We start from the raw sequence: 23,573 nt of genomic DNA, 5'->3' as shown, positions 1-23,573 counted from the left end.
TTCGATTGGCGAGGCCTACTATATAAGCGACACTCGAGTCCAGAAAAGGGGGACGCTGCGTGAAATGAGTCACAATATCACCACGATCGGCTTCGATGCTGACGACACGCTTTGGCAGAACGAGGAATTCTTCCGCCTGACGCAAGATATTTTCTACGATCTGCTGCGCGACTATGCCGACCCCGACCACCTTGCGGCGCGCCTGCTGCAGTCGGAGCGCAAGAACCTTGGCCACTACGGGTTTGGCATCAAGGGCTTTATGCTGTCCATGATCGAAACCGCGATTGAGGTGACGGATGAAAAGGTGCCTGCGACGGTTATCCAGACCATTATCGAGGCTGGGCAGGAGATGCTGCGCCATCCGGTGAACCTGCTGCCCCACGCGCAGGAGGCGGTGGAGGCCTTGGGGCGCGACTACAGATTGGTGCTGATCACCAAGGGGGATTTGCTAGATCAGGAACGCAAGCTGGCGCAATCGGGCTTGGGAGAGATGTTTGACGCCGTTGAGATCGTCGCCGACAAAACCCCGCGCACATATATCCGCGCTTTCATGCGCCACGGGCACGGGCCGGACCGCGCCATCATGGTGGGGAATTCGATGAAATCGGACGTCGTGCCCGCCATTGAGGCGGGCGGCTGGGGCGTGCATGTCCCGTCGAAATACGAGTGGGAAATGGAACGTGCCGACGCGCCGGTCGATCACCCGAAGTTTCGGGTGATGAAAGACCTGAGCGAGTTGGAGGCGTTGGTCGCCGAGTTGGCCTAGGGCAAAACCTTGCCCGGGTTCATGATGTTATCGGGGTCGATTGCGGCCTTCACCGCCCGCATCACACCAAGGGCCACCTTGTCTTTGCGCCGCGCCATGGACGGCTTCTTGGTCAGCCCGATCCCGTGCTCTGCAGAGAAGCTGCCGCCGAGAGACAGAACGACTTCCTCCACGGCCTCGGTCAGGAGATCGACAAGACCGGCATCATCTTTGGTGGGGAACACCAAGAAGTGAATGTTGCCGTCGCCAAGGTGGCTGACAGAAGAATAGAGCGCCTTCGGGTCGAGGTCCGCCAAGCGCAGGTCGATGCGTTCAAAGAAGGTGGCGACCTTATCGACGGGCAGGCAGATGTCGTTGTTGATCATCGGTTTGCGCAAAAGCATGACCTCGCCAGCGGCCTCGCGGCGCTCCCACATCTCGCGACGCTGGGTCTCGTTTTGGGCGACAATGGCATCCAGAATGCGCCCGTCTTCCATCATCGGGGCAAGCGTTTCTTCAAGCAGCGATATGAGCGGTACGGTCCCGTCGGGTTGCACATCCGTCAGGCTGGGCGCGGTGGCGCCAATCTCGACCATGATGTTGATGTCATGGGCGTCGGCGAAGGGCGTGCGGGCTTTGGGATACATCGTCAGGTAGTCCGTGATGTAGAGCGCATCCATGTATTCAAACGCCTCGACCAGCCCGCCAGTGGCGGCTTGCAGGTCGTTGAGCAGCGTCAGCGCGTCCGTCAGGGCGGGGACCGCGACCATGGCCGTCGCATAGGCGCGGGGCTTCGGGAACAGCTTCACCACGGCGGAAGTGATCAGGCCAAGGGTGCCTTCGGCCCCGATCATCAGGTTTTTCAGATCATAGCCGGAGTTGTCTTTGTGCAGCTCACTCATCAGGTTCATGATTTGCCCGTCGGGCAACACGACCTCTAGGCCAAGGCAAAGGCCACGGGTGGAGCCATAGCGCACCACGTTAGAGCCACCCGCGTTGGTGCTGAGCGCGCCGCCGATCATCGCGGAGCCTTTGGCCCCGAAGGTCAGTGGAAATACCAGATCATGCGCGTCGGCGGCGTCATGAATCGACGACAGAACCGCCCCCGCACCAACGATGGCGATACGGGCGTCAGGGCGGATTTCACGGATATCGTTCAAGCGCTCCATTGAGATCATGACGGCGTCTTTGGCGTAGGTGCCGCCCGCGAGGGAGGTGTTGCCGGACACGGGCACAATAGCGGTTTTGGACGCGGCGCAGGCTTTGACGACGTCGCTGACCTCTTGCGTGGAGGCGGGACGGATGACGGCGATTGGCGTGGCTTTATATTTTCCAGTCCAGTCGTGGTCGTATTTGCCGGTGTCGGCATCCGTAAGCACATGGGAATCACCCACGATTTCGCGCAATTTGGTCAGCAGTGTCATGAGATCCTCCGTATTTTGCGCGAAGTTCTCTCGCAAAGGACGCAATGGCAAGCGCTAAACCCAATATTCGCGCTTGACCCCGACGCCGTGTTTTCATATCCCCCGCCCATTGGCGTTATAGCTCAGTTGGTTAGAGCGAACGACTCATAATCGTTAGGTCGGTGGTTCAAGTCCACCTAACGCCACCAATAAACCCGCGGTCGCTTCAAAGCTTCCGCGGGTTTTTTGTTGCGCATTTAGCTGTCGGGCAGAAGGACTTGCGGCGCAGGCGTACCGCGCAGAGGCGTCTCAATGGCAAAGGTTTTTCCGGCGTCCGGCTGGGCCGCGCGGGCTTCCGGTGAGAGGCCTTGCTGCGCCGTTGTCACAAATAGTGTTGATAGCTTGGGGCCGCCAAGGGCGGGGCAGGTGATATGCGCCGTTGGCAAATCGAAGGTGCCGCGCAGGTTGCCGAAGGGGCCGTAGTGAGCAACGTTCGACGCCCCCCACTGCGCAATCAGCAGTTCGCCATCGGCGGTCGTGATTGCCCCGTCTGGGTTGAAGCCTTCTTTGCTGAGGTCCAGAATCCGCGAGGGCGGGGCGCAGGGCCAACCGTCAGGATCAAGCGCGACCTTCATCACACGGGCGTAATAGGTGTCGGTGAAATAGGCGTAGGCCCCGTCGGGAGTGAAGCAGATGGCATTGGAGATGGTGATGGGCGCGAACAGGCGACGCAGCTCCCCTTTGTAGTAGCGGTAGATAGCGCCCGCGTCCGGCTCCGTGTTCTTACCCATCGTGCCGATCCAGAAACCGCCGTATGGGTCCGCGCGCCCGTCGTTGGAGCGGGTGGCGGGATTGTCGGCTTCCAGCGGGCACACGGTTTGTCGGGCCTCCGTCGTGAGATCGAACGTGATCAACGCGGTCTCTGTCGCGATGAGCAACACCGTTTCACTGACCCAGCCGATCGCGGAGACATGTTCGTTGAACTGCCACGCGCGGCCATCGTCGCACAACATGCGGCGACCAATGATGTCGACCCAAAACAGTTTGTTCAACAGCGGGTGCCAGAAAGCCCCTTCGCCCAGAATACAGGCGCGATCGTCGTGGATTGTTGCACTCATAACGTTACCATTTTTCTTGGCGCGCGGTGAGACGCGCGCATGTGTTATCCCGTGGAAAGGGTTTTGTAAGCGAGACCGAGACCTTGCAGGGTCGCGGTGTCGATGTCGTGGTGCGTCGGGGCGACGCCTTGGGCGGACAGGGCTTTGTCATAAAGGGCGGTCACGGCGGGCGGACCCATCAGGGCGACCGGCTGACCTAGCCAATAGGGTCGTGCGGCGGCCAGTTCCAACCCCAGCAAGATGCCGGACAGGCGCGCGCGGGATACGGATGTCTGTGCGGTGTGCAACACATCCACAGCGCGAATTTTGAAGAGCTGCGTGGCCACGGCTTCGGGGCGGCTGATGGTGTCTGCTATCGCGCCGGTGAAGGCTTCCTGGTCGATGCCGCCGCCCTCACCGATGGAGTGGCGCAACATTGAGGCGCGGCTGAGCAGGTCGAAGAGTTCTCCGGTCATGAAGGTCTGGAACGACACGATTTCACCGGCGCTGATGTGCGCCCATTTCGTGTGAATTCCGGGCAGACAAATGATGCCGTCGTAATCCGCATTCTGCGCGAGGAAACCCGCGATCTGCGTCTCTGCCCCGCGCATAATATCGGCGGAGCGTTCCTGCATTAACCCGGGCAGAATGTGCATGGAGATGCGGGCATCGCGGCAAGTTACCGTTTGTGGCGTGCCCAGGGGCGCGCAGGGCACCGCGCGGTGGGGCACCTGCGCCCAACCGTGCGCAGCCCCGACCATGCCGCAAGCAATCACAGGCGTGTGGTCACGGCCAAGCCAAGGGGCGATGTGGGTCAGCAACGTGACCTCGAAGTCATCCGGCGCGGTGTCATCCGTGCCTTGCCCCGAGTGGTTTTGTGCCAAAACGGTGCCGTCCGCGCCCATAGCCCAAACCTTTAGGCTGGAGGTGCCCCAGTCGACGGCAATCCAATCGGGAAATGTAAGCTGTTCTGACATGCATCGGTTAGTAGCACACAAATGGCGCGGGCCAAGCCCCCCCTGAGCGGATCAAAACAGGGTCACATACCGGAACGTTGCTTGCAGCTTGCCGCAGGGTCGGCTTTGGTGCGTCGGAACACTGACTGCGCGTCAAAGCAAAGAGGATCGATCTGTTGAGTTTTGGACAAATGCCGGACGGGAGCGCGGTATCGCGCCACCGCATTGAAGGCGGCGGATTGGTTGCGCATGTGATGTCGTTCGGGGCGACATTGCAGGACTTGCGGCTGGACGGGCACGCGCCGCCACTGGTGCTGGGGTTCGACAGCTTCGCGCCCTACCTGACGGACAGCTCCTACTTTGGCGCGATTGTCGGGCGCAGCGCCAATCGAACGGGCGAGGGACGCTTCGAGCTGGACGGCGTGACCTATCAACTGGACCGGAACTTTGAGGGACGCCACCACCTGCACGGCGGCGCATTGGGGGCCGGAAAACGCAATTGGACGGTGGCGGACGTGCAGCCGGACCGGATCACGCTGCGCCTTGATCTGGCGGACGGCGAAATGGGCTACCCCGGAAATATGACCGTGCGTTGCACCTACGCCTGCCTTGCGGGCGGGGTGTTGGATATCAAGATCGAGGCCACGACGGACGCGCCGACTTTGTGCAATTTTGCGCATCACAGCTACTGGAACTTGGACGGCGCGCCGTCCACTGCCGCGCATGTAATGCAGGTTGACGCGGACCGGATGAGCGTGGTGGACGAGGGGTTTATCCCAACGGGGGAGGCGCGGGACGTCACCGGCTCCCGCTATGATTTCCGCACAGAACGCCCGATCCATGACGACGTTTTCATTGACCACAACCTGTGCCTGTCTGATGCGCGCCGACCGTTGCGGCGGATCGGGTCGCTACGGTCGCTCATGTCGGGGGTGTCGATGGAGATGCGCTCGACCGAGGCGGGGCTTCAGGTCTATGATGCCTTCAAAATGGCGGTTGAGCCGGTTGGGCTGGGCGGGCGGCGCTACGGCGCGAATGCCGGCGTGGCGCTGGAGCCGCAAGTCTGGCCCGACGCTATCAACAACGAAGGGTTTCCCACGGCTGTTTTGCACCCGGGCGAGACCTACATACAACATACGCAATTCGCGATTTCTAAAGGATAACAGGGTATGAGCTACGCAAAATACATGAAAGAAGCCAACTTCATCAACGGCGAATGGGTCGGCGCGGACAGTGGCGACACTATCGACGTGACCAACCCCGCGACGGGCGAAGTGATTGGCACGGTTCCTGCCTGCGGCGACGTTGAGACGCGCCGCGCGATTGATGCGGCGTCGGCTGCGTTTGACGGGTTGGCGGGCATGGCGCTGATGGAGCGGGTCGGCCTGCTTTGGAAACTGCACGACGCGTTGATGGACAACCAGAAGTCGCTGGCGGAATTGCTGACCGTGGAGATGGGCAAGCCAATGGCGGAGGCTATGGGCGAGATCGGGATCGGCGCGCAGTATGTGCGCTGGTTCGCGGAAGAAGTGCGCCGCGCCAAGGGGGAGATTGTACCCGCGCCGACGAACGGTCGCCGGTTCTTGGTGACCAACCATCCGGTGGGGGTCGTGGGTATGATTACACCTTGGAACTTCCCGTCGTCGATGCTGGCGCGCAAGATTGCACCGGCGCTGGCTGTTGGTTGTACGGTCGTGGCGAAGCCCGCCACCGCGACGCCCTACAGCGGTTTGGCGTGGGGGGCTTTGGCCGAAGAGGTCGGATATCCTAAAGGCGCCGTTAACGTGGTGACGGGCTCCGCGCGCAAGATCGGCGGCGCGATTATGGACGATGCGCGCGTGCGCAAGGTGACGTTCACCGGCTCTACCGAAGTGGGCAAAGAGCTGATCCGCCAGTCCGCCGATACGGTGAAGAAAGTGTCGATGGAGTTGGGCGGCAACGCGCCGTTCTTGGTGTTCGACGACGCGGATGTGGACGCCGCCGTGAAGGGCGCGATGGTGTCGAAGTTCCGCAACTCTGGCCAAACTTGTGTCTGCGCGAACCGTATTTATGTGCAATCCGGCGTCTACGATGAGTTCGTGGAAAAGCTGAAGGTCGCTGTTGAGAACCTGAAGGTCGGTGACGGCCGCGAGGACGGCGTGGAGCAGGGTCCGCTGATCGACATGGACGCAGTCGCCAAGGTGGAAGAATTCGTGGCCGACGCCACCGCAAAAGGCGGCAAGGTTGTGACCGGTGGCAGCCGCCACGGGAAGGGGCATAGCTTCTTTGAACCCACGGTTGTGACCGAGGCCACGCAAGACATGAAATTCGCCAAGGAAGAGATTTTCGGGCCACTCGCGCCGGTCTTTCGCTTTGAGGATGAAGACGACGCGATTGCGTGGGCCAATGACACCGATTTCGGATTGGCGTCCTATGCTTACACGCGCGATGTGGGCCGGATTTTCAAGCTCAACGCGAAGCTGCAATACGGGATGATCGGCGTGAACTCCGGCTTGATCACCACCGTGGAAGCGCCGTTTGGTGGCGTGAAGGAAAGCGGGCTTGGCAAGGAGGGCGGCAGCCAAGGGCTGGCCGACTATATGGACGTCAAATACACGGCGGTGGATTTTTAAGCTGCTGGAAAACCAACATGGGGCGGCGCTGCCGCCCTGTGCTGACGCGTCATGAGCTGGATCGACGAGTTTTTGGCGGATGGTCCCGAGTACGTGGCTGAAGCCCGTTCGGTTCAGGACATCCAAGACTTACTGCTGCGCGCAGGCCTAGGTGTGAAGTTGCCGTTGGACATCGCAGCGGATTTTGCGGGTATGGCGGCGCTGTTGATGAGTGACCCGTCACTTTTTGCGATGGCTGTGGCGGCGCTGGAAGGCCCACATTTGCCGGTGCGCGTTGAAGGTACGCTGGAGCATAAAGTCATCGACGGGGCGAGCATCGTGATGGCGGCCCCGCAGCTTAGTGCGGCATTTGTAGACGGGGCCACGCGGGTTGTCCTGCACGGGCTGGCGTGGCCGCAGCTTTTGTGGCCGCTGCTGCTGCGTATAGAGCAGGTTTACGGCTTTGCGTCGCAGGTCAGCCGACCGGATGCGCATACGGTTATGGTGTCTAAAACCGCCACGGGGATGGCGCGGCTGGCTGCGCCGCAGCCGGTTCCGTTGATACCCTTGGCCCGCCTGAAAGTGCTGGCCGTTGATGCTCCCGACGCTGAGGGGACGGGCTAGATGAAACCTTGCCTTCGGGTTTCTTGAAAGTTGCGCAGATTCTCCGATTATTGTTTGCGCGACGTGCGGCGCTGCAACATGCCTTGATCTAACGATCACAAGAGCGAGGCCGCACCGATGCAACATCTCAAATCCCCGCAAGTGGACAAGCTGGACGCTGACCGCAAAACACGTGCCATTGTTGAAGACATGCTGGCGAACATCCGCGAGAACGGTGAAAGCGCCGTGCGTGGCTACGCCAAAGACCTTGACGGGTGGACGCAGGACTTCGCCCTATCGGATGAGAAGAAAGCCAAGCTGATCGCGCAGGTGTCCGAGCAAGCCAAGCAGGACATCCAGTTCGCTCACACCCAGATCATGCGTTTCGCGAAAGCGCAGCGCGCCAGCCTGACCGACTTTCAGATCGACACAGAGCCGGGTGTGACCCTTGGCCAGCGTTGTGTGCCTGTGGACTGCGCGGGCTGCTATGTGCCGGGTGGACGGTATGCGCATGTGGCCTCCGCGTTGATGAGCGTGGCGACGGCCCGCGCCGCAGGTGTGCCGTTTGTCGTGGCCGCATCGCCACCGCGGGGCGACGCGATCGACCCCGCCGTCGCCTATGCGATGGATTTGGCGGGCGCTGACCTGATCTTGGAGATGGGCGGCGTACAGGCGGTGGCTTCTATGGCAATGGGGCTGTTCGGGGCCAAGCCCGCAGATATTCTGGTCGGACCTGGGAATGCGTTCGTGGCAGAGGCGAAGCTTCAGTTGTTCGGCGGTGTTGGCATCGATTTGTTCGCGGGCCCCACCGAAAGCGCGGTCATTACAGATGACACAGCAGACCCCATGACGGTGGCGATTGATCTGTTATCGCAAGCGGAGCATGGCACGACGTCTCCGGTGTGGCTGTTCACAACCTCGGCAGAGCTGGCCGAGACGGTACACCGTATCCTGCCGCAGATCGCCAAGGACTGGCCCACGGGCGAAGTCGCGGCAGAGGCGTGGGCGAACCACGGCGAAATCGTGATATGCGACGACCGTGAGCAGATGGCGGAAGTGTCGGACAGATATGCGTGCGAACACTTGCAGGTGCAGGCGGAAGACTTGGAGTGGTGGAAAACGCGACTGCGCAACTATGGCTCGCTGTTCCTTGGTGAAGGCTCCACCGTGACGCATGGCGACAAATGCTCTGGCACCAACCACATTTTGCCGACACGGCAAGCCGCCCGCTACACAGGCGGGCTGAACGTGATGAAGTTCCTGAAGGTTCTGACGTGGCAGGAAATCAGGACAGACGCCGATCCGATGATGTCGAGCGTCGCCTCGCGGTTGTCGCGGACAGAGGGAATGGACGCCCACGCGCGGGCGTGTGACTGGCGGCTTCAGAAGTTTGGTAAAACCGACGACTGGGGCTTTGAGGTCGCGCATCAGGAGCGCGTTGACTAGGCACTCTTTCAGCACGAATTGTACAACACCGGCCAGCGCGCCGGTGTTTTTGGTTTTGCGGCTGTGTTAGTTTGCGGTCACTCAGCGCTAGGCGCGGAGCGAGTGCAATGCTAATGACCTGCAACCCGTTGCCATGCTACAAGTAGAACTCGCATGGATTTTGAACCTCCTAGGTTGAGACCGTAGAAGACATGAGCGTTAAGCAAGACAAGAAAAACAAAGCCTCCCTAGCACCGGTCACGACGGAACGGCGCATCAAGATACGCCACATCGTGCCAAGCCTTGTGACGGTGTTCGCAATCTGTGCGGGCCTGACGTCGCTGCGCATGAGCATCGAGGGTAATATTTCGGCAGCGCTGTATTTGATCATGCTGGCGGTATTTCTTGACGCTGCTGACGGCAAAATCGCCCGCTATCTGGATACCGCCAGCCCGTTCGGCGCGGAGTTGGATACGCTCGCGGATTTCTTCAACTTCGGCATCGCGCCGGGATTGCTGATCTATAACGCGTTCTACCATGCGTCAGACTACCAGAACCTAGGCTGGTTAAGCTGTCTCGTTCTGGCGATTTGCTGCGCTTTGCGTCTGGCGCGCTTTAACGTGGGGCTGTCGTTGCCGCCTGTTGTGGGTCAAAAAGACTACTTCGTGGGGGTTCCGGCCCCCGCCTTGGCGTCCTTGGCGTTGATGCCGGTGTTCATCAGCCTTGTCGGCTGGCGTGACCTCGGGGAACACTCTCATGTTATTGCAATCTATGTGATCGCCATCGCGCTTTTGGCTGTGAGTACAGTCCCCACGTTCTCCATCAAGCACGCCTCGGTGAACAGGAACCTGCTGCCAATGATCGCGATTGGCTCCGCCATTTTGGTGATTTGCCTAATGGTTTACCCGTGGCACACCTTCATTTTCGCAAACTTGATGTATCTGGGGTCGCTGCCCGTGTCCTATATGCGTGAGCGTAAATCGCGGACCGCTAACCCTTAGGCGCACTTGCCCTGCGCCTGCTTTACTGTCACTGACCGTGCCAGCCCCGCAAAGGACAGGATTTAGAAATGAACATGCTCAAGATTGTGGCGGTGCCAATGCACCCCGAAGGCCGCAAATTTGTAACGATATTCGCCATCATCGCCGTGCTGCTCGCTCTCGTTTGGGAGCCGCTTTTCTGGTTGGGATTGGGGGCTACCGTATGGTGCTACTACTTTTTCCGCGATCCGGTGCGCACGGTGCCGCAACGCGCGGGGTTGGTGATGTCTCCGGCGGACGGCGTTGTGTCTTTGATCTCTGAGGTGGCCCCGCCCCCTGAGCTGGGTCTGGGCGATACCCCCGTGTACCGTGTTTCGGTGTTCATGAACGTGTTCAACTGCCACGTGAACCGGTCGCCAATGGACGGCAAGGTCACACAGATCGCGTACCATAAGGGCAAGTTTGTGAATGCGTCGCTGGACAAAGCGAGCGAGCATAACGAGCGCAACGGCCTAGCGATTGAGGGCGCGGAGGGCCACCGCATCGGCGTCGTGCAAATCGCGGGCTTGGTGGCGCGCCGCATCGTGTGCTTTGTCAAAATTGGTGATGCGCTGCAAACCGGCGAACGCTTCGGCCTGATCCGGTTCGGCAGCCGTCTGGATGTGTATCTGCCGGAGGGGATCCTGCCCGCCGTGTCAGTCGGCACCACAGCCGTTGCGGGGGAGACACTTCTGGCTGACCTGCGCGCGGACCAAACTCCTGTTCAAAGCGTTAATATCTGATCACTGGCAACCTGCTGGATTAGAGAAGGGGCCCACCATCACTGGTTGGGCCCCTTTTGTGTATACAGGCGAGGATTAGCGCTGGCCGTAGTAGAGGCCCACTGTGTGCTCCGCCTCTGCGAAGAATAGCCACCGCAGGGTCAGCGCGCCGCCAATGTGCAACAGCAGCGCGAACAGCGACAGGAGGTGGTGAAATGGCGGGATGACCAACAGAAGATAGGGCAGCAGCGACAGGCATAAAACGCCGATAATGCGCAGCTTGCGCGCGTGCTTGCGGCCGATGACGTGGACCATTTCCTTCATCAGATAGTTCTTCGAGCTGTGTGGTGCCTCGAACATGCGAACCTTGCCCATCGCGCCCAACCCCGTCGCGGTCTCTATGGTGGACCCAGAGGTCGCGAACAGCTTGTCCCCGACCATCCAGACGACGCATTGAAGCACCCCGAGGGCGAGCAGCATTGGGGCCGCGATGGAGGTTTGTCCCGCGAGAAATGCGCCGCCGGTGAGGGCGTAACCGATGAACAGCACAGGGGTTGTCCAGTGGTTCCACCGTGGGACCGTCGTAATCTGGGTGTAGATCATGGAGGTGCCAAACACCGTCGCGAGGCTCAGCGCCGCACCCAAGAGGCCAAGGAGTGTCCAGCGCGTATCAAGAAACACCACGCCGATGGCATAGAACCCCATCACGGTGAGCGCTGCGACGGCAAGGCAGCCCTCCCGTGAAAGCCAGCTGGTGCGCCACTGCGTAAACGCCTTAAGGGCGCGCTGCGGATTGCCAAGGTGAAAGGTGGAGGCGACCAGCCCGCCGACGGCAAAGACATAGGCAATCAGGAAGAAAATGAATGCCGTGAACCCCGAGTAGTCTGGTTTCCCGAAGCCAAGGAATGTTAGCAGGCCAAAGCCCAAGCCAGAGAACACCGTGAAAAAGATGATTGAGGGAGCCGGATGCATCAGCCGATCCTTTCAAGTGTTTTGTCGAGCCAACCGAGGAAGCCCGTTGGCTCCGCGGCGACGGGGTCTAGAAATGGGGCCAAGATGTCGATTTGCTCATCCTTCGGGCGGGGAGGCAGGTACTTGTTGACGGGTTTTGTGCCGAGTTCAGGCATCAAATCCATACCACCACGCTCTGCGACCAGCTTTGACACATCGGAGGTTGCATCCCCCAGGTCTCCAAAGTGGCGCGCGCCTGAGGGACAGGTGCGCACGCAGGCGGGTTGGCGGTCAATCTCGGGCAGGTTTTCGTTGTAGATGCGGTCCACGCAAAGGGTGCACTTTTTCATCACGCCTTCGGCTTGATCCATCTCCCGCGCGCCGTAGGGGCAAGCCCAAGCACATAACCCGCAGCCGATGCAGTCGCTTTCGTTCACCAGAACGATGCCGTCTTCTACACGTTTGTAGCTGGCCCCTGTTGGGCACACTGTGACGCAGGGCGCATCCTCGCAGTGCAGGCAGGACTTGGGAAAGTGGACGGTCATCGCCGCACCTTCGTCCGGCGTCACCTCGTAGGAATGGACTCGGTTCAGGAAGGTGCCGGACGGGTCCGCACCGTAAGGATTTTGATCCGATAGGGGCGCGCCGTAGTTTTCCGTATTCCAGCCTTTGCAGGATACCACGCAGGCGTGGCAGCCCACACATGTGTCGAGGTCGATGACGAGCCCCAGCTTCTTTTCGGTATGCGTAGGAAGTGTTGTCATTGCGACACCTCTTTGCCAAAGGCAACATCAGAGTTTCTTAGAAACTCTGCAGGCAAATTTTCTTTGAAAATTTGGTTTCTGGTCATTTTCCGACCTTCCATTCTAGGTGGGATGGGCCCGTGCCAACCGGCGACTTTTGCGCGGGCATGTTTGGTTGGCTTTCAGAGGGTGCGGCGGTCTTCTCGATGCGAACCTTTAGGTCGAACCAAGCGGCCTGCCCCGTGATCGGATCGGAGTTCGCCCAACGGAGCCCGTCACCTTTCGGCGGCAGTAATTCGTGGATCAGGTGGTTCAGCAAGAAGCCTTTGGTCGTTTCCGGCGCGTCTTCTTCCAAGGCCCAAGCGCCTTTGCGCTTGCCGATCGCATTCCATGTCCAAACGGTGTTGTCGTTCAACGCTTTCTGCAAAGCCACTGGCACGGTGATCTCCCCATGGGGGGATGTAACGCGTGCCCAATCCCCTTCCGAAAAGTCGTTGTCGTCCCAGATTTTCTGAGGAACGTAGAGGGGATTGTGCCCGTGGATTTGGCGCAACCACGCGTTCTGCGAGCCCCACGAGTGATACATTGCCATCGGGCGCTGTGTCAGCGCGGTGATCGGGTATTCGTCGGCCTTGTTATCATCCTCGTTAGAATACCAGATCGGCAGCGGATCCATTGTTGCCTTGATCCGAGCGCGCAAGTGCTCTGGAGGTTGGCGGGTGCCGATGCCTTCCGCGGCGAGCTGGAATTTGCGCATGGGTTCAACATAGAGGTTGAAGAGGTAGGGCATGGGTTTATCGAAAAAGGACTTCTTCACAGCCCAGTCTTGGTAAGCCATGTTCCACGGCTTGTAGAACGCAGACTCTTCAGGGACGTGCTCCACCCAGAAGCCACCGTTTTCGATGTAGCGATCAAGTTGCGCGGGGTTGCTATCGCCGCGCCCGTGATCGTCGCCGTTGCCACGGAAACCTGCCAATGGGCCGACGCCGGGACGACGGATGTGGTTGGTGATATAGTCCGCGTAATCTTTGTATTTCTGCGAGCCGTCCTCATTTACAAAGCCGGGTAGGCCAAGGCGGCCGCCAAGATCACACAGCGCAGACTGGAAGCCTTTTACGTCGCGGTCAGGCTCCACTACGGGCCAGCGGATGGCGTCGGCCACGGCGTCGGCTTCGCAGATCGGGCGATCCAGCAGGCTGATGCAATCGTGGCGTTCGAGGTACGTCGTATCGGGCAGGATCAGATCTGCGTAGGCGACCATCTCCGAGCTATAGGCGTCCGAGTAGATGATGTTGGGGATTACGTAATTCCCGTCGTCATCCGTGTCTGTGAGCATCTCGATTACACCGCGCGTGTTCATCGAGGAGTTCCACGACATGTTCGCCATATACATGAACAGCGTGTCGATCTTGTAGGGATTGCCCGCATGCGCGTTGGAGATGACCATATGCATCATGCCGTGGCTGGACATGGGGTTTTCCCATGTGAAGGCCTTGTCGATCCGTGCGGGGGAGCCGTCTTCGCGCAGGCAAAGATCTTCTGGGCCGTGGGTGAAGCCCAGATGCGGACCGTCAAGGGCTTGACCCGGCGTTACGCCGTAGTGCGGCTTTGGGTGCGCCTCTGGGGGTTTGGGATAGGGCGGCTTGAAGCGCATGCCGCCGGGGGTCTCCACGCTTCCAAGGATGATCTGCAACACGTGCAAAGCGCGGCAGGTTTGGAAGCCGTTGGCATGTGCGGAAATTCCGCGCATTGCGTGGAACGACACCGGACGACCGACCATTTTAGTGTGTTTGTGGCCGCGAAAATCAATCCACTCACGGTCCAGCTCAATCGCTTGGTTGAACGCCACATCGGCGAGTTCGGCGGCGATGCGCTTGATACGCTCTGGGGCGAGACCGGTACGGCCTGCCACGGCTTCGGGGGCGTACTGTGGGTCCAGATATTTTTCTGCCATGTGCTGGAAGACAGAGCGGTGGGTAACGCCCGCCTCGCGCAAAGAGCCCGCCAGATCAGGTTTGACACCCATCGCATCATAGGCGGCAGGCTTTCCGGTGGCGCGGTCCATAACCATTAGCTTGTTATCTGCGTCGCGCATCAACAGGCCGAAGTCTTCGGATTTCTCATCGCCATTCACCAGCACGGGCGCATTGGTGAATTGCGCCAAATAGTCGAGGTCCAGTTTGCCCGCTTTGAACAGTTCATGGATGAGGGACAGGATAAACAGCCCGTCCGTGCCCGGTGTGATGCCGACCCATTCATCGGCAACGGCGTTGTAGCCGGAGCGGATCGGGTTCACGCCGTAAACCTTCGCGCCTCGCGCCTTGACCTTGCCGAGACCCATTTTGATCGGGTTGCTGTCGTGGTCCTCCGCGACGCCGAAGATCATCACCATTTTGGTGCGGTCCCAGTCGGGTTGGCCGAACTCCCAAAACGCCCCGCCCATTGTATAGATGCCAGCCGCAGCCATGTTGACGGAACAAAACCCGCCGTGGGCTGCGTAGTTGGGCGTACCAAAACCCTGCGCCCAGAGGGAGGTGAAGCTTTGCGACTGGTCGCGGCCGGTGAAGAAGGCCAGCTTCTCAGGGGCCGTTTCACGGATCGGTTTCAGGATGTTGGTCGCGATGTCGTAGGCTTCGTCCCATGTGATCGTCTCGAATTCGCCGGAGCCACGCGGGCCGACCCGTTTCATCGGGGCCTTCAAGCGTGAGGGCGCGTTGTGCTGCATGATGCCAGCAGAGCCCTTGGCGCAGAGCACACCCTGATTGACGGGATGGTCGCGGTTGCCCTCGATATAGGCGACTTTTCCTTCCTTCATGTGCACGTTGATCCCGCAACGGCAGGCGCACATGTAGCAAGTGGTTTTGCGGATTTCGTCGCTGACTTTCGGGGACAGGTCGATCACGGGTTGGTTCATGGAATTGGCTCCGGTCAGCTGTTGCGGTGGGCGGCGTTGACGATGGCGGCGAGGCAGCACGATGCCATGCGCGCGGCAGGCGGATCGGCACGGGAGGTCAACAGCACAGGAACCTTGGCCCCCATGACGATACCGGCGGCGCACCCGCCGGTGAGGTAGACGAGCGATTTAAACAGCGAGTTTCCTGACACGATGTCCGGCACGATGATGGCGTCGGCCTGACCTGCCACGGGATCAGCTGTCATTTTCTTGGTGGCAACGGCGGCGGGTGACAAAATCAGGTCAAGCGCGAGGGGGCCGGAGAAGTCCGCGCCGCTTATCTCCGCCTTGGCCCATGTGGCGAGTTCATCGGCTTCAACGGAGGACGGGACCGCTGGCAGTACGCTTTCCGTCGCAGACAAGAACGCGATTTTCGGGCGGTCAGTCCCCAGTGTTTGAAGCAGGTTTACGACTTCCCGCGTAGCGTCTTTGCGGGTCTCAATGTTGGGGGACACGTTCACAGCTGCGTCGGAGATGGTGATGGACTTCCCGCCGTCCGGGTGGGTGATGTGGAAGATGTGAACCAGACGGTTCCCCGTGCGCAGCCCCGCGTCGCGCGCCAAAGCGGCGCGCATGAAAGTGTCGGAATGCAGTTGGCCTTTCATCATGACGTCGGCGCGGCCTTCGCCGCAGGCCATCGCGGCGGCCATGCCGCTTTCCTGTTCGCCTTCGGCCTCGATGAGTTGGAACTGTGAAATGTCCCAGCCCAGCTTTTCGGCTTCTGCTTCGATCAATGCGCGCTCACCGGTGAAAACCGGCTCCATGATGTTAGCCTGCGTCGCATCGCGCGCGGCCTCCATCGGGAGGGGGGCACCGGCGCGTGCGATGGCGACGCGGGGGGTGGCGGCTTTTTGCGCCATGTCCAAGAGCCAATCGGGGCAAGCGGCCTCGCGTTGGGACAAGAATGGATTGTTGGTGGTCATAGCGGTCTCTCTCCCAAAAACACGGCTTTTCACCACGAAACCCGCCCCAATTTCTTGGGGCGGGTAGGGTGTTCGTATGGTGCGAGGGTTACTCGGCTGCCATATCGGATGCTGTTACGCCTGCAACTGCAACCGGTTTCTTCATTGCATCGCGGCGGAAGGGCTCACCCAGTTCTTGGTTCAAAAGAACCTCGATGAAAGTGGTTACATTGCCTTCCATCTGACCTTTGATTGCTGTGTTCAGCGCGTCGGTCAAACCTTCCATGCTGTCGACCTGTACGCCTTTCAGGCCGCACGCATCGGCAATTTTGGCGTAGGAGACGTTGGTGTCCAACTCTGTGCCGACGAAGTTATCGTCGAACCAAAGCGTCGTGTTGCGCTTTTCTGCGCCCCATTGGTAGTTGCGGAAGATCACCATGGTCATGGCAGGCCAGTTACCACGCCCGACGGATACCATTTCGTTCATCGAGATGCCGAACGCGCCGTCACCGGCGAAGCCTACAACCGGAACATCTGGGCAGCCGATCTTCGCGCCGGCGATGGCGGGGAAGCCATAGCCGCAGGGGCCGAACAGGCCGGGTGCCAGATACTTGCGGCCATCCTCGAACGATGGGTAAGCGTTGCCGATAGCGCAGTTATTGCCGATGTCGGACGAAATGATCGCGTTCTTCGGCAGGGCCGATTGGATGGCGCGCCATGCTTGGCGGGGGGACATCTTGTTCGGCTCGCGCGAACGGGCGCGTTCGTTCCATGTGGTGCCCGGATCGTCGTCCTCGTGGTCAAGGGAGGTCAATTCCTGCGCCCAAGCGGATTTGGTTTGCGCGATCAGGTTCTTGCGATCGGCGCGGCCAGCGTCACCAGCGCCATCGCTCAGTTGCGACAGGATGCCTTCCGCTACTTTCTTGGCGTCACCCACGATGCCGACGGTGACCTTTTTGGTGAGGCCGATGCGGTCGGGGTTCAGGTCGACTTGGATGATCTTTGCGTCTGTTGGCCAGTAATCAATGCCGTAACCCGGCAGGGTCGAGAACGGGTTCAAGCGAGAGCCCAACGCAAGCACAACGTCAGCTTTGGAGATCAGCTCCATACCGGCCTTGGAGCCGTTGTAGCCGAGCGGACCTGCGAACAGCGGGTGATTGCCCGGGAAGGCGTCATTGTGCTGGTAGCCAACACACACGGGCGCATCAAGCGCTTCTGCCAACTTTTGGGAGGCCTCGATGCCGCCAGCCAGAACAACGCCAGCGCCGTTCAGGATCACAGGGAATTTCGCGGAGGACAGAAGCTCTGCGGCTTTTGCAACGGCCTCTTGGCCGCCTGCTGGGCGTTCGAATTCGACTGCGACGGGCAGTTCGATGTCGATCACTTGGGTCCAGAAATCACGTGGGATGTTGATCTGAACAGGCGCGGACGCGCGGTGCGCTTGCATGATGCAGCGGTTCAAAGTTTCCGCGATGCGGCTAGGGTCGCGGACCTCTTCTTGGTAGGCGACGCAATCTTTGAACAGGTTCATCTGTTCCATTTCTTGGAAGCCGCCTTGGCCGATGGTTTTGTTGGCAGCCTGTGGCGTGACCAACAGCAGCGGCGTGTGGTTCCAGTAGGCGGTCTTCACCGAGGTCACGAAGTTCGTGATGCCGGGGCCGTTTTGGGCAACCATCATGGACATTTCACCAGTCGCGCGGGTGTAGCCGTCTGCCATCATACCGGCGGTCATCTCGTGGGCGCAGTCCCAGAATTTGATGCCAGCGGTCGGGAACAAGTCCGAAATTGGCATCATTGCAGAGCCAATAATGCCGAAGGCGTGGCGGATGCCATGCATTTGCAGCGTTTTTACGAAGGCCTCTTCGGTCGTCATCTTCATGGTGGCGAACTCCCAATGTGGTGAAATGCGGGCGCAGGTGCCCGTTTTGCAGATGTCTGGACGGAAGTTATGCCGACGGGCAACGTTGTGTTATGACCAGTTTATCTGGTTTGTATATCCAAAATAAGCGTCGCAGTCGCGATTGCCCTTTGGTATGAATGCGTTCCGATTTTCCAAGAGTCTCAAAAATACGCTAATTCAACGCTGCATTTCATCTATCTCTTTGGCGATAAGCGCCACCCCCGGGGAGATTTGAGCCGCGCCGATTGATGAGTACGCCAGCCGGTAATGCTTGAATTCGCGCTGCTCGCCCTCGCAAAAAGCAGCTCCCGGCTCAATTAGGACGGACTTCTGGCGAAGGCGGTCGGCGAGTTCTTTCGTGTCGACGCCGTCGGGCGCGCGCATCCAGTAGCTGGATCCCCCGAAAGCCCCCGCACCCGCGACAGTCAGCCCGTACTCGGCAAGCGCCCCATCCATGATACGGCGCCGATCGTGGAAGGCGTTCCGCAGACGGCGCACGAGCGCGTCGTAGTGGCCAAGGGACAGAAAATATGCGGCAGTGCGCTGCATGTGGCCCGGGGGGTGGCGCAGCACCGCTGATCTAAGGGCGCGGGCTTCGCGGATGAAAGGCGCGGGGCCGACAAGGTAGCCAAGGCGCAACCCCGGAAACAGCGACTTGGAGAATGACCCCACGTAGATAACGCGGCCCTCCTCATCAAGCGATTTCAAAGCGGGGGATGGGGGTTTCAAGAACGACATCTCGAATTCGTAATCGTCCTCCACAATAAGGAAGTCGTCTTGGGAGGCGCGGCGCAACAGCTCCTTGCGGCGGGCAAGCGGCATCGTGGATGCGGTAGGGCACTGGTGGCTGGGGGTCGTGAAAACCACATCCGTTTCAGGTGGGATCAGGTGCGGCGGCAAGCCGTCGCCATCGACGGGAACCTCCACGCGGTGGCAGCGCGATTGGTGCAAGATAGAACGCAAGCCGGGGTAGCACGGGTCTTCGTGAGTTGCGGTGCGCCGCTGGGTGAGCAGGACTTGCGCCGCCAGCCACAGCGCATTTTGCGCGCCGACGGTGATTAGTATTTCGTCCGAATTGGCGAGGATGCCACGGCGGGGCAGCGTATTTCGGGCGATGAATTCCAGCAGCTGAGGATCATCGCGGTCGACCTGATCTGCGGTGAGGCTGTCAAAATCGCGTTGCCCAAGGGCGCGCAGGGCGCAGAGACGCCAGTTTTGACGGTCGAATAAGGCGGGGTCTACCTGGCCATAGATGAAAGGGTATTTGTATTTCCGCCAGTCGAGTGGCTTGGAGATTTGCAACCCGCCGGAGAACCTGTTCCCGATAGCGCGGGACCAGTCGACGGTGTCGGACGATGATCGCGGGCTTATCTGTGGCGGCTCCGGCGCGTTCTCTGAGACGAAGTAGCCCGAGCGACCGGCGGAGGACAGATAGTCATCGGCCATCAGCTCGTTATAGGCGAGTGTCACGGTGATGCGGCTCACGCCGAGGTGTTGTGCCAGCTTGCGAGATGAGGGGAGTTTTTCACCCGGACGAAAGCGACCGGACAGTATGCCGCCCGCAACCATTTGCTGGATTTGCTGCTGCAAAGTGCCCTCAAATGCGGGGTCTAGAAAAAAGGTTTCAACTGCGATGGGCATTGGCTGGCCTTAAATCGGATATGATTTGGCTATATCGCAAAGCCCGCCGCGGCGGAAGAGGTCTCGTGTGGTGGAGAATAGTCAAACTGCGGTGCAACGGCACGCCTATGGTCGGAAAGGGCGTGCCGCTGCGAAGGCCTCAGCTTAATGTGCCATCATTCTTGCAGCAACTTCATCGCCACTTAGGTTGGCGGGGAAGTAAGTCGGCCAGTTGGTAACTTCTTTCAGCAACGCAGCGCGATCGTTGCCCCAGTAGAGGTGATAGTGATCTACCTTGGTTGGTACGATCTCATGGTCGCTGAATTGGATGAGCTGTGGCGCGGCGGCGTCGCCCCCCATCTTCTTGAACACGTAGCGCACGCCTTGGTTGCCGGACTCGTAGGTCAGGATTTCATACCCGTCGTAAGTATACTGCCCCAAAAGCGGTTGGCCGTCTTGGAAGAAGGTCACAGTTGAGTCGTCAATCAGAATGCGCTCCACGTCGGTTTTATAGCCAACCTCATAATAGGCGCGGTATTCCTCGGCGGTCTTTTTCCCGCTTTCGGCTTTGTGTGTCATGACTGGGTCTAGTGTGCCATCTTGAAGGAGCGGATAGAGCGACTGCCAGTCGTCAGCCCAATCGGAAAGCTCGCGGTCCTGCACGTCGGCCTTGTTGATCAAGGACGGCTCGGAGGCGGCGTGTGAATGGTTATGCGTCTCTGTCTTAGTTGTCTGGGCTGTAGTCTGAGTTGCAAGGGCGAAAAGGGCAGCGGCAGCGATGACGCCAGCCTTTGTAAAGATCGTCTGTTTCATTGAATTTCCAGCTTCCGTTGATTCGTTATGTTATAATATAATGATTACTGTTTTTATGTTTGCCAGCTGGGTTTGGCAACCGGAAGCAGCTGCGATCAGGACGCTCGGCGAAGATTGGTCGGATGCGTATGATGCAAAGAAAACGCCCGCTACCTTGATAAAGGCGCGGGCGTTCAGGCGTAGCATCTGGCCGAGGGTATTAGCCCATAACGGCCGTTAGGGCGCCATCGACGGAGGTGATGATTGTGTCGATGTCATCCTTCGTCGCGATCAGGGAGGGCGAGAAGCACAACGTGTTGTTGAAGCCCGGCACAGAGCGGTTCGTCATGCCAACGATGACGGCGTCCTTTGCCATGCAGTGACCGACGACTTGCGCGACCAGCTTTTCCGCCAGTGGCTCGCGCGTGTCGCGGTCGGCGACCAGCTCCAGCCCAAGGAACAGCCCCTTGCCGCGCGCTTCGCCTGCGACTTTGTGCTTGTCCTTCAGTGCTTCGAGTTGATCGAGCATGTAGTCGCCCATTGCGGTGGTATTCTCGAGCAGTTTCTCATCTTCAAGGATGCGCATGTTCTCAAGCGCCGCCGCCGGACCAGCAGTGCAGCCGCCGAAAGTGGAGATATCGCGGAAGTAATTCAGGTGGTCGGAGGTGTCGTCTTTAAACATGTTGAACACCGCTTCAGTGGTGACGCAGCACGAGATTGCCGCGTAGCCGGAGGCCACACCTTTTGCCATCGTCACGATATCTGGTTGGATGCCGTAATGTTGGTAGCCGAACCATGTGCCGGTGCGCCCCATGCCGCAAACGACTTCGTCGATGTGCAGAAGGATGTCGTACTTCTTGCAGATTTCCTGAACGCGCGGCCAGTACCCTTCAGGCGGGACGATGACGCCGCCGCCTGCTGTTATGGGCTCAAGGCACAGGGCGCCGACAGTGTCGGGGCCTTCACGCAGAATGACCTCCTCGATCGCGTTGGCGGCGGCGCTGCCGTAGGCCTCGCCCGACAGGTCGCCCAAACCTTGGTCCATCGCGCGGTACTCTAGGCAATGCGGTACTTTGATGAACCCGGGAGTGAAGGGGCCGTATTGTGCGTTGCGTTCGTCTTGTCCGCCGCCGGACAGGCAGGCGATTGTGGTGCCGTGGTAGTCGCGGTCGCGGTACAGGATCTTATGCTTATTACCGCCGTAGCGCTTATGCGCGATTTGACGGACCATTTTGAAGCCCTTCTCGTTGGCTTCGGAGCCTGAGTTCGCGTAGTAGACGCGGCTCATCCCTGGCATTTTGGAGATCAGGCGTTCGGAGAACATGGCGGCAGGGATAGACCCCACAGTGCCGCCAAAGAAGTTCATTTTCACCAACTGGTCACGCACCGCATCGGCGATGCTTTCGCGCCCATAGCCTACGTTGACGGTCCAGACGCCACCGGAGACGGCATCGAGATGCTCGCGCCCATGTTGGTCCCAGATGCGCATACCTTTACCTTCGACCATAATTTTGGGGTCGGTCTGGTTGTCTTCGGACATGTAGCCAGCGTGCTGGCTGAGGTGATGCCAAACGTGCGCGCGGTCGGCTTCGACAACGCCGGAGAGATCATTGCTTTGCAGATTACCGTCCATCGGCTTGCTCCAATATGTGCAGGGGGCCGGACGCATTTTCCGGCGATTCTATAGAGGGTACGCTTAGTATAGCGCTAAAATCAAAGCTGCACGGAATCTGGACGCGCAATAGGGCCAGAAGTTACTCACGCGTAGCGCCAGATTCGCTGTCGTCAAGCAGGAAAAGTAGGAACTTTTCTGCGCTAAGTGGTTTCTTATCATGGGCTTAGTGATTAGTAATCGGTGCAGTTGTGATATGAGATGGATCAACGGTCCCTGATTAAATTCATTGACGTGACCCACTCCTATTCGCCTAGCTTGCGTGTGGAAAAGCAGGATTGGGACGTGAGAAATCATGAAACTTCGCCTGCATGGACAGACTTCACTGGCATCTTGTTCGCCGTGTGATTTGTTCTACCAGCCCTAGGTGCGGCGTGAGACTTGGATAACCAAGCTAGCAACACTGAAGGAAATATTCGCGTCGTCAGGCGCACATTGTTCGACATGGGAGATGAACATATGAAACTTACCACCAAATTGATGAGCGCCGCTGCGAGTGTTGCCATGCTGACCGGCGCGACTGGCGCAATGGCGGATGGCCACGGGCTGACCGTTGGTTATTTCCTGGAATGGCCAATGCCATTCGAATACGCCAAAGTTAACGGCACCTACGACGAGGCGCTGGGTGCGCCCGTGACTTGGGTGTCCTTCGACACCGGCACGGCGATGTCGGCTGCTATGGCGTCCGGTGACGTTGATATTTCGGTATCGCAAGGTGTGCCACCATTCGTCGTTGCGGCTTCCGCTGGGCAAGATTTGCAAATCCTTGACGTTGCAGTGTCCTATTCTGACAACGACAACTGCGTTGTCTCGTCCGGTCTGGAGATCGACAAAGACTCCGCAGGCGAGCTGGCAGGCAAGAAAGTTGCCGTTCCATTGGGCACCGCCGCGCACTACGGCTTCCTGAGCCAGATGAACCATTTTGGCGTTGATGTTGCGTCCATGTCCGTGGTGGATATGGCCCCCGCCGAAGGTGCTGCTGCGCTGGCGCAGGGTGATGTTGACATGGCGTGCGGTTGGGGCGGCGGTCTTCGCCGTATGCTCGAGTCCGGCAACGTCTTGCTGACGGGCGCTGAAAAAGAAGCGCTGGGCATTCTTGTGTTCGACGTCACATCGGCGCCTGCCGCTTACGTGGCTGAGAACGCTGAGATGGTAGCCAAGTTCCTGAAAGTCACCGCAGATGCAAACGCGATGTGGGCTGACGAAGCCAACCAAGCGAAGATGCTGCCAGTGATCGCTAAAGACGCGGGTATGGACGAAGATGCGACCAAATCCACGTTGGCCGGTTTCTCCTTCCCGTCTATTGACGAGCAGCTGGGCGAAAAGTGGCTCGGCGGCGGCGCGCAAAGCTTCATGAAGGGTGTCGCTGACGTCTTCGTGGGCGCGAAGTCCATCGACGCAGCACTGGATAGCTACAGCGCGACAGTGAACACGGGTCCGCTGGAAGCTGCGTCCAAAATGTAGAGCCGACTGGGGGTG

General features: G+C 59.4%; 19 protein-coding genes and 1 tRNA gene. 9 read left to right on the top strand and 11 right to left on the bottom strand.

What is annotated here, in order from left to right:
• Positions 1–64 precede the first annotated feature (64 nt).
• Complete coding sequence (locus BLW66_RS13015) at positions 65–766, top strand: HAD family hydrolase (RefSeq protein ID WP_089947597.1); 702 nt, start codon at positions 65–67, stop codon at positions 764–766.
• On the opposite strand, the gene BLW66_RS13010 is transcribed toward BLW66_RS13015, so the two are convergent.
• Positions 763–2,169: an FAD-binding oxidoreductase gene (locus BLW66_RS13010; RefSeq protein WP_089947596.1), complete on the bottom strand. Its 1,407-nt coding sequence runs from the start codon at positions 2,167–2,169 to the stop codon at positions 763–765. The two genes, BLW66_RS13015 and BLW66_RS13010, sit on opposite strands and share 4 nt — an antisense overlap.
• A 111-nt stretch (positions 2,170–2,280) precedes the next feature.
• Here BLW66_RS13010 and BLW66_RS13005 point away from each other — a divergent pair.
• Positions 2,281–2,357 (top strand) — tRNA-Met (locus tag BLW66_RS13005).
• Positions 2,358–2,405: 48 nt separating this feature from the next.
• On the opposite strand, the gene BLW66_RS13000 is transcribed toward BLW66_RS13005, so the two are convergent.
• Positions 2,406–3,266 (bottom strand): SMP-30/gluconolactonase/LRE family protein, encoded by an 861-nt coding sequence (locus BLW66_RS13000; RefSeq protein ID WP_089947595.1) that lies wholly within the window; start codon positions 3,264–3,266, stop codon positions 2,406–2,408.
• 44 nt (positions 3,267–3,310) lie between these two features.
• Positions 3,311–4,222, bottom strand: a complete 912-nt coding sequence (locus tag BLW66_RS12995) for a 2-dehydro-3-deoxygalactonokinase (RefSeq protein WP_089947594.1) — start codon at positions 4,220–4,222, stop codon at positions 3,311–3,313.
• Between the two features lie 155 nt (positions 4,223–4,377).
• Here BLW66_RS12995 and BLW66_RS12990 point away from each other — a divergent pair, with 155 nt between their 5' ends.
• The 6 genes from BLW66_RS12990 (at position 4,378) to BLW66_RS12965 (ending at position 10,582) form a co-directional block, all read left to right on the top strand.
• Positions 4,378–5,364, top strand: a complete 987-nt coding sequence (locus BLW66_RS12990; protein ID WP_244508643.1) for an aldose epimerase family protein — start codon at positions 4,378–4,380, stop codon at positions 5,362–5,364.
• A 6-nt stretch (positions 5,365–5,370) separates the two neighbouring features.
• The gene (locus tag BLW66_RS12985; RefSeq protein WP_089947592.1) at positions 5,371–6,813 is read left to right on the top strand and encodes an NAD-dependent succinate-semialdehyde dehydrogenase; all 1,443 of its coding nucleotides are present in this window, start codon (positions 5,371–5,373) and stop codon (positions 6,811–6,813) included.
• A 51-nt stretch (positions 6,814–6,864) separates the two neighbouring features.
• Positions 6,865–7,416 (top strand): hypothetical protein, encoded by a 552-nt coding sequence (locus tag BLW66_RS12980; protein ID WP_089947591.1) that lies wholly within the window; start codon positions 6,865–6,867, stop codon positions 7,414–7,416.
• Between the two features lie 117 nt (positions 7,417–7,533).
• On the top strand, positions 7,534–8,841 hold the full coding sequence (gene hisD, locus BLW66_RS12975; RefSeq protein WP_089947590.1) for a histidinol dehydrogenase: 1,308 nt from the start codon (positions 7,534–7,536) through the stop codon (positions 8,839–8,841).
• Positions 8,842–9,032: 191 nt separating this feature from the next.
• The gene (locus tag BLW66_RS12970) at positions 9,033–9,821 is read left to right on the top strand and encodes a CDP-alcohol phosphatidyltransferase family protein (protein WP_089947589.1); all 789 of its coding nucleotides are present in this window, start codon (positions 9,033–9,035) and stop codon (positions 9,819–9,821) included.
• A 68-nt stretch (positions 9,822–9,889) separates the two neighbouring features.
• Positions 9,890–10,582: a phosphatidylserine decarboxylase gene (locus tag BLW66_RS12965; protein WP_170833476.1), complete on the top strand. Its 693-nt coding sequence runs from the start codon at positions 9,890–9,892 to the stop codon at positions 10,580–10,582.
• 75 nt (positions 10,583–10,657) lie between these two features.
• Here the strand turns inward: BLW66_RS12965 and BLW66_RS12960 are convergent, their stop codons facing one another.
• The 8 genes from BLW66_RS12960 to BLW66_RS12925 form a co-directional block, all read right to left on the bottom strand.
• A complete protein-coding gene (locus tag BLW66_RS12960; RefSeq protein WP_089947588.1) occupies positions 10,658–11,533 on the bottom strand; it encodes a dimethyl sulfoxide reductase anchor subunit family protein in 876 nt (291 codons plus the stop codon).
• Positions 11,533–12,276 carry a 4Fe-4S dicluster domain-containing protein gene (locus BLW66_RS12955; RefSeq protein ID WP_089947587.1) on the bottom strand — a complete coding sequence of 248 codons (744 nt, stop codon included), beginning with the start codon at positions 12,274–12,276 and terminating at the stop codon, positions 11,533–11,535. The genes BLW66_RS12960 and BLW66_RS12955 overlap by 1 nt, the downstream gene beginning before the upstream one ends.
• An 82-nt stretch (positions 12,277–12,358) precedes the next feature.
• Positions 12,359–15,169 (bottom strand): molybdopterin oxidoreductase family protein, encoded by a 2,811-nt coding sequence (locus tag BLW66_RS12950; protein WP_089947586.1) that lies wholly within the window; start codon positions 15,167–15,169, stop codon positions 12,359–12,361.
• A 14-nt stretch (positions 15,170–15,183) separates the two neighbouring features.
• Positions 15,184–16,131 carry a phosphate acyltransferase gene (locus tag BLW66_RS12945; protein ID WP_089947585.1) on the bottom strand — a complete coding sequence of 316 codons (948 nt, stop codon included), beginning with the start codon at positions 16,129–16,131 and terminating at the stop codon, positions 15,184–15,186.
• Between the two features lie 88 nt (positions 16,132–16,219).
• Positions 16,220–17,989, bottom strand: a complete 1,770-nt coding sequence (gene xsc / locus BLW66_RS12940; RefSeq protein ID WP_089947584.1) for a sulfoacetaldehyde acetyltransferase — start codon at positions 17,987–17,989, stop codon at positions 16,220–16,222.
• Positions 17,990–18,187: 198 nt separating this feature from the next.
• Positions 18,188–19,651, bottom strand: a complete 1,464-nt coding sequence (gene pdxR / locus BLW66_RS12935; protein WP_089947583.1) for a MocR-like pyridoxine biosynthesis transcription factor PdxR — start codon at positions 19,649–19,651, stop codon at positions 18,188–18,190.
• Positions 19,652–19,795: 144 nt separating this feature from the next.
• Positions 19,796–20,443: a metal-binding protein ZinT gene (locus BLW66_RS12930; protein WP_089947582.1), complete on the bottom strand. Its 648-nt coding sequence runs from the start codon at positions 20,441–20,443 to the stop codon at positions 19,796–19,798.
• Positions 20,444–20,642: 199 nt separating this feature from the next.
• A complete protein-coding gene (locus tag BLW66_RS12925) occupies positions 20,643–22,055 on the bottom strand; it encodes an aminotransferase family protein (protein ID WP_089947581.1) in 1,413 nt (470 codons plus the stop codon).
• Positions 22,056–22,553: 498 nt separating this feature from the next.
• Here BLW66_RS12925 and BLW66_RS12920 point away from each other — a divergent pair, with 498 nt between their 5' ends.
• Complete coding sequence (locus tag BLW66_RS12920; RefSeq protein WP_089947580.1) at positions 22,554–23,558, top strand: taurine ABC transporter substrate-binding protein; 1,005 nt, start codon at positions 22,554–22,556, stop codon at positions 23,556–23,558.
• Positions 23,559–23,573: the final 15 nt, after the last annotated feature.

The organism is Litoreibacter albidus, from assembly GCF_900107015.1.
Lineage (GTDB): Bacteria > Pseudomonadota > Alphaproteobacteria > Rhodobacterales > Rhodobacteraceae > Litoreibacter > Litoreibacter albidus.
The sequence above is the reverse complement of the archived record's forward strand: the minus strand, read 5'-3'. Positions and strand labels throughout refer to the sequence as shown.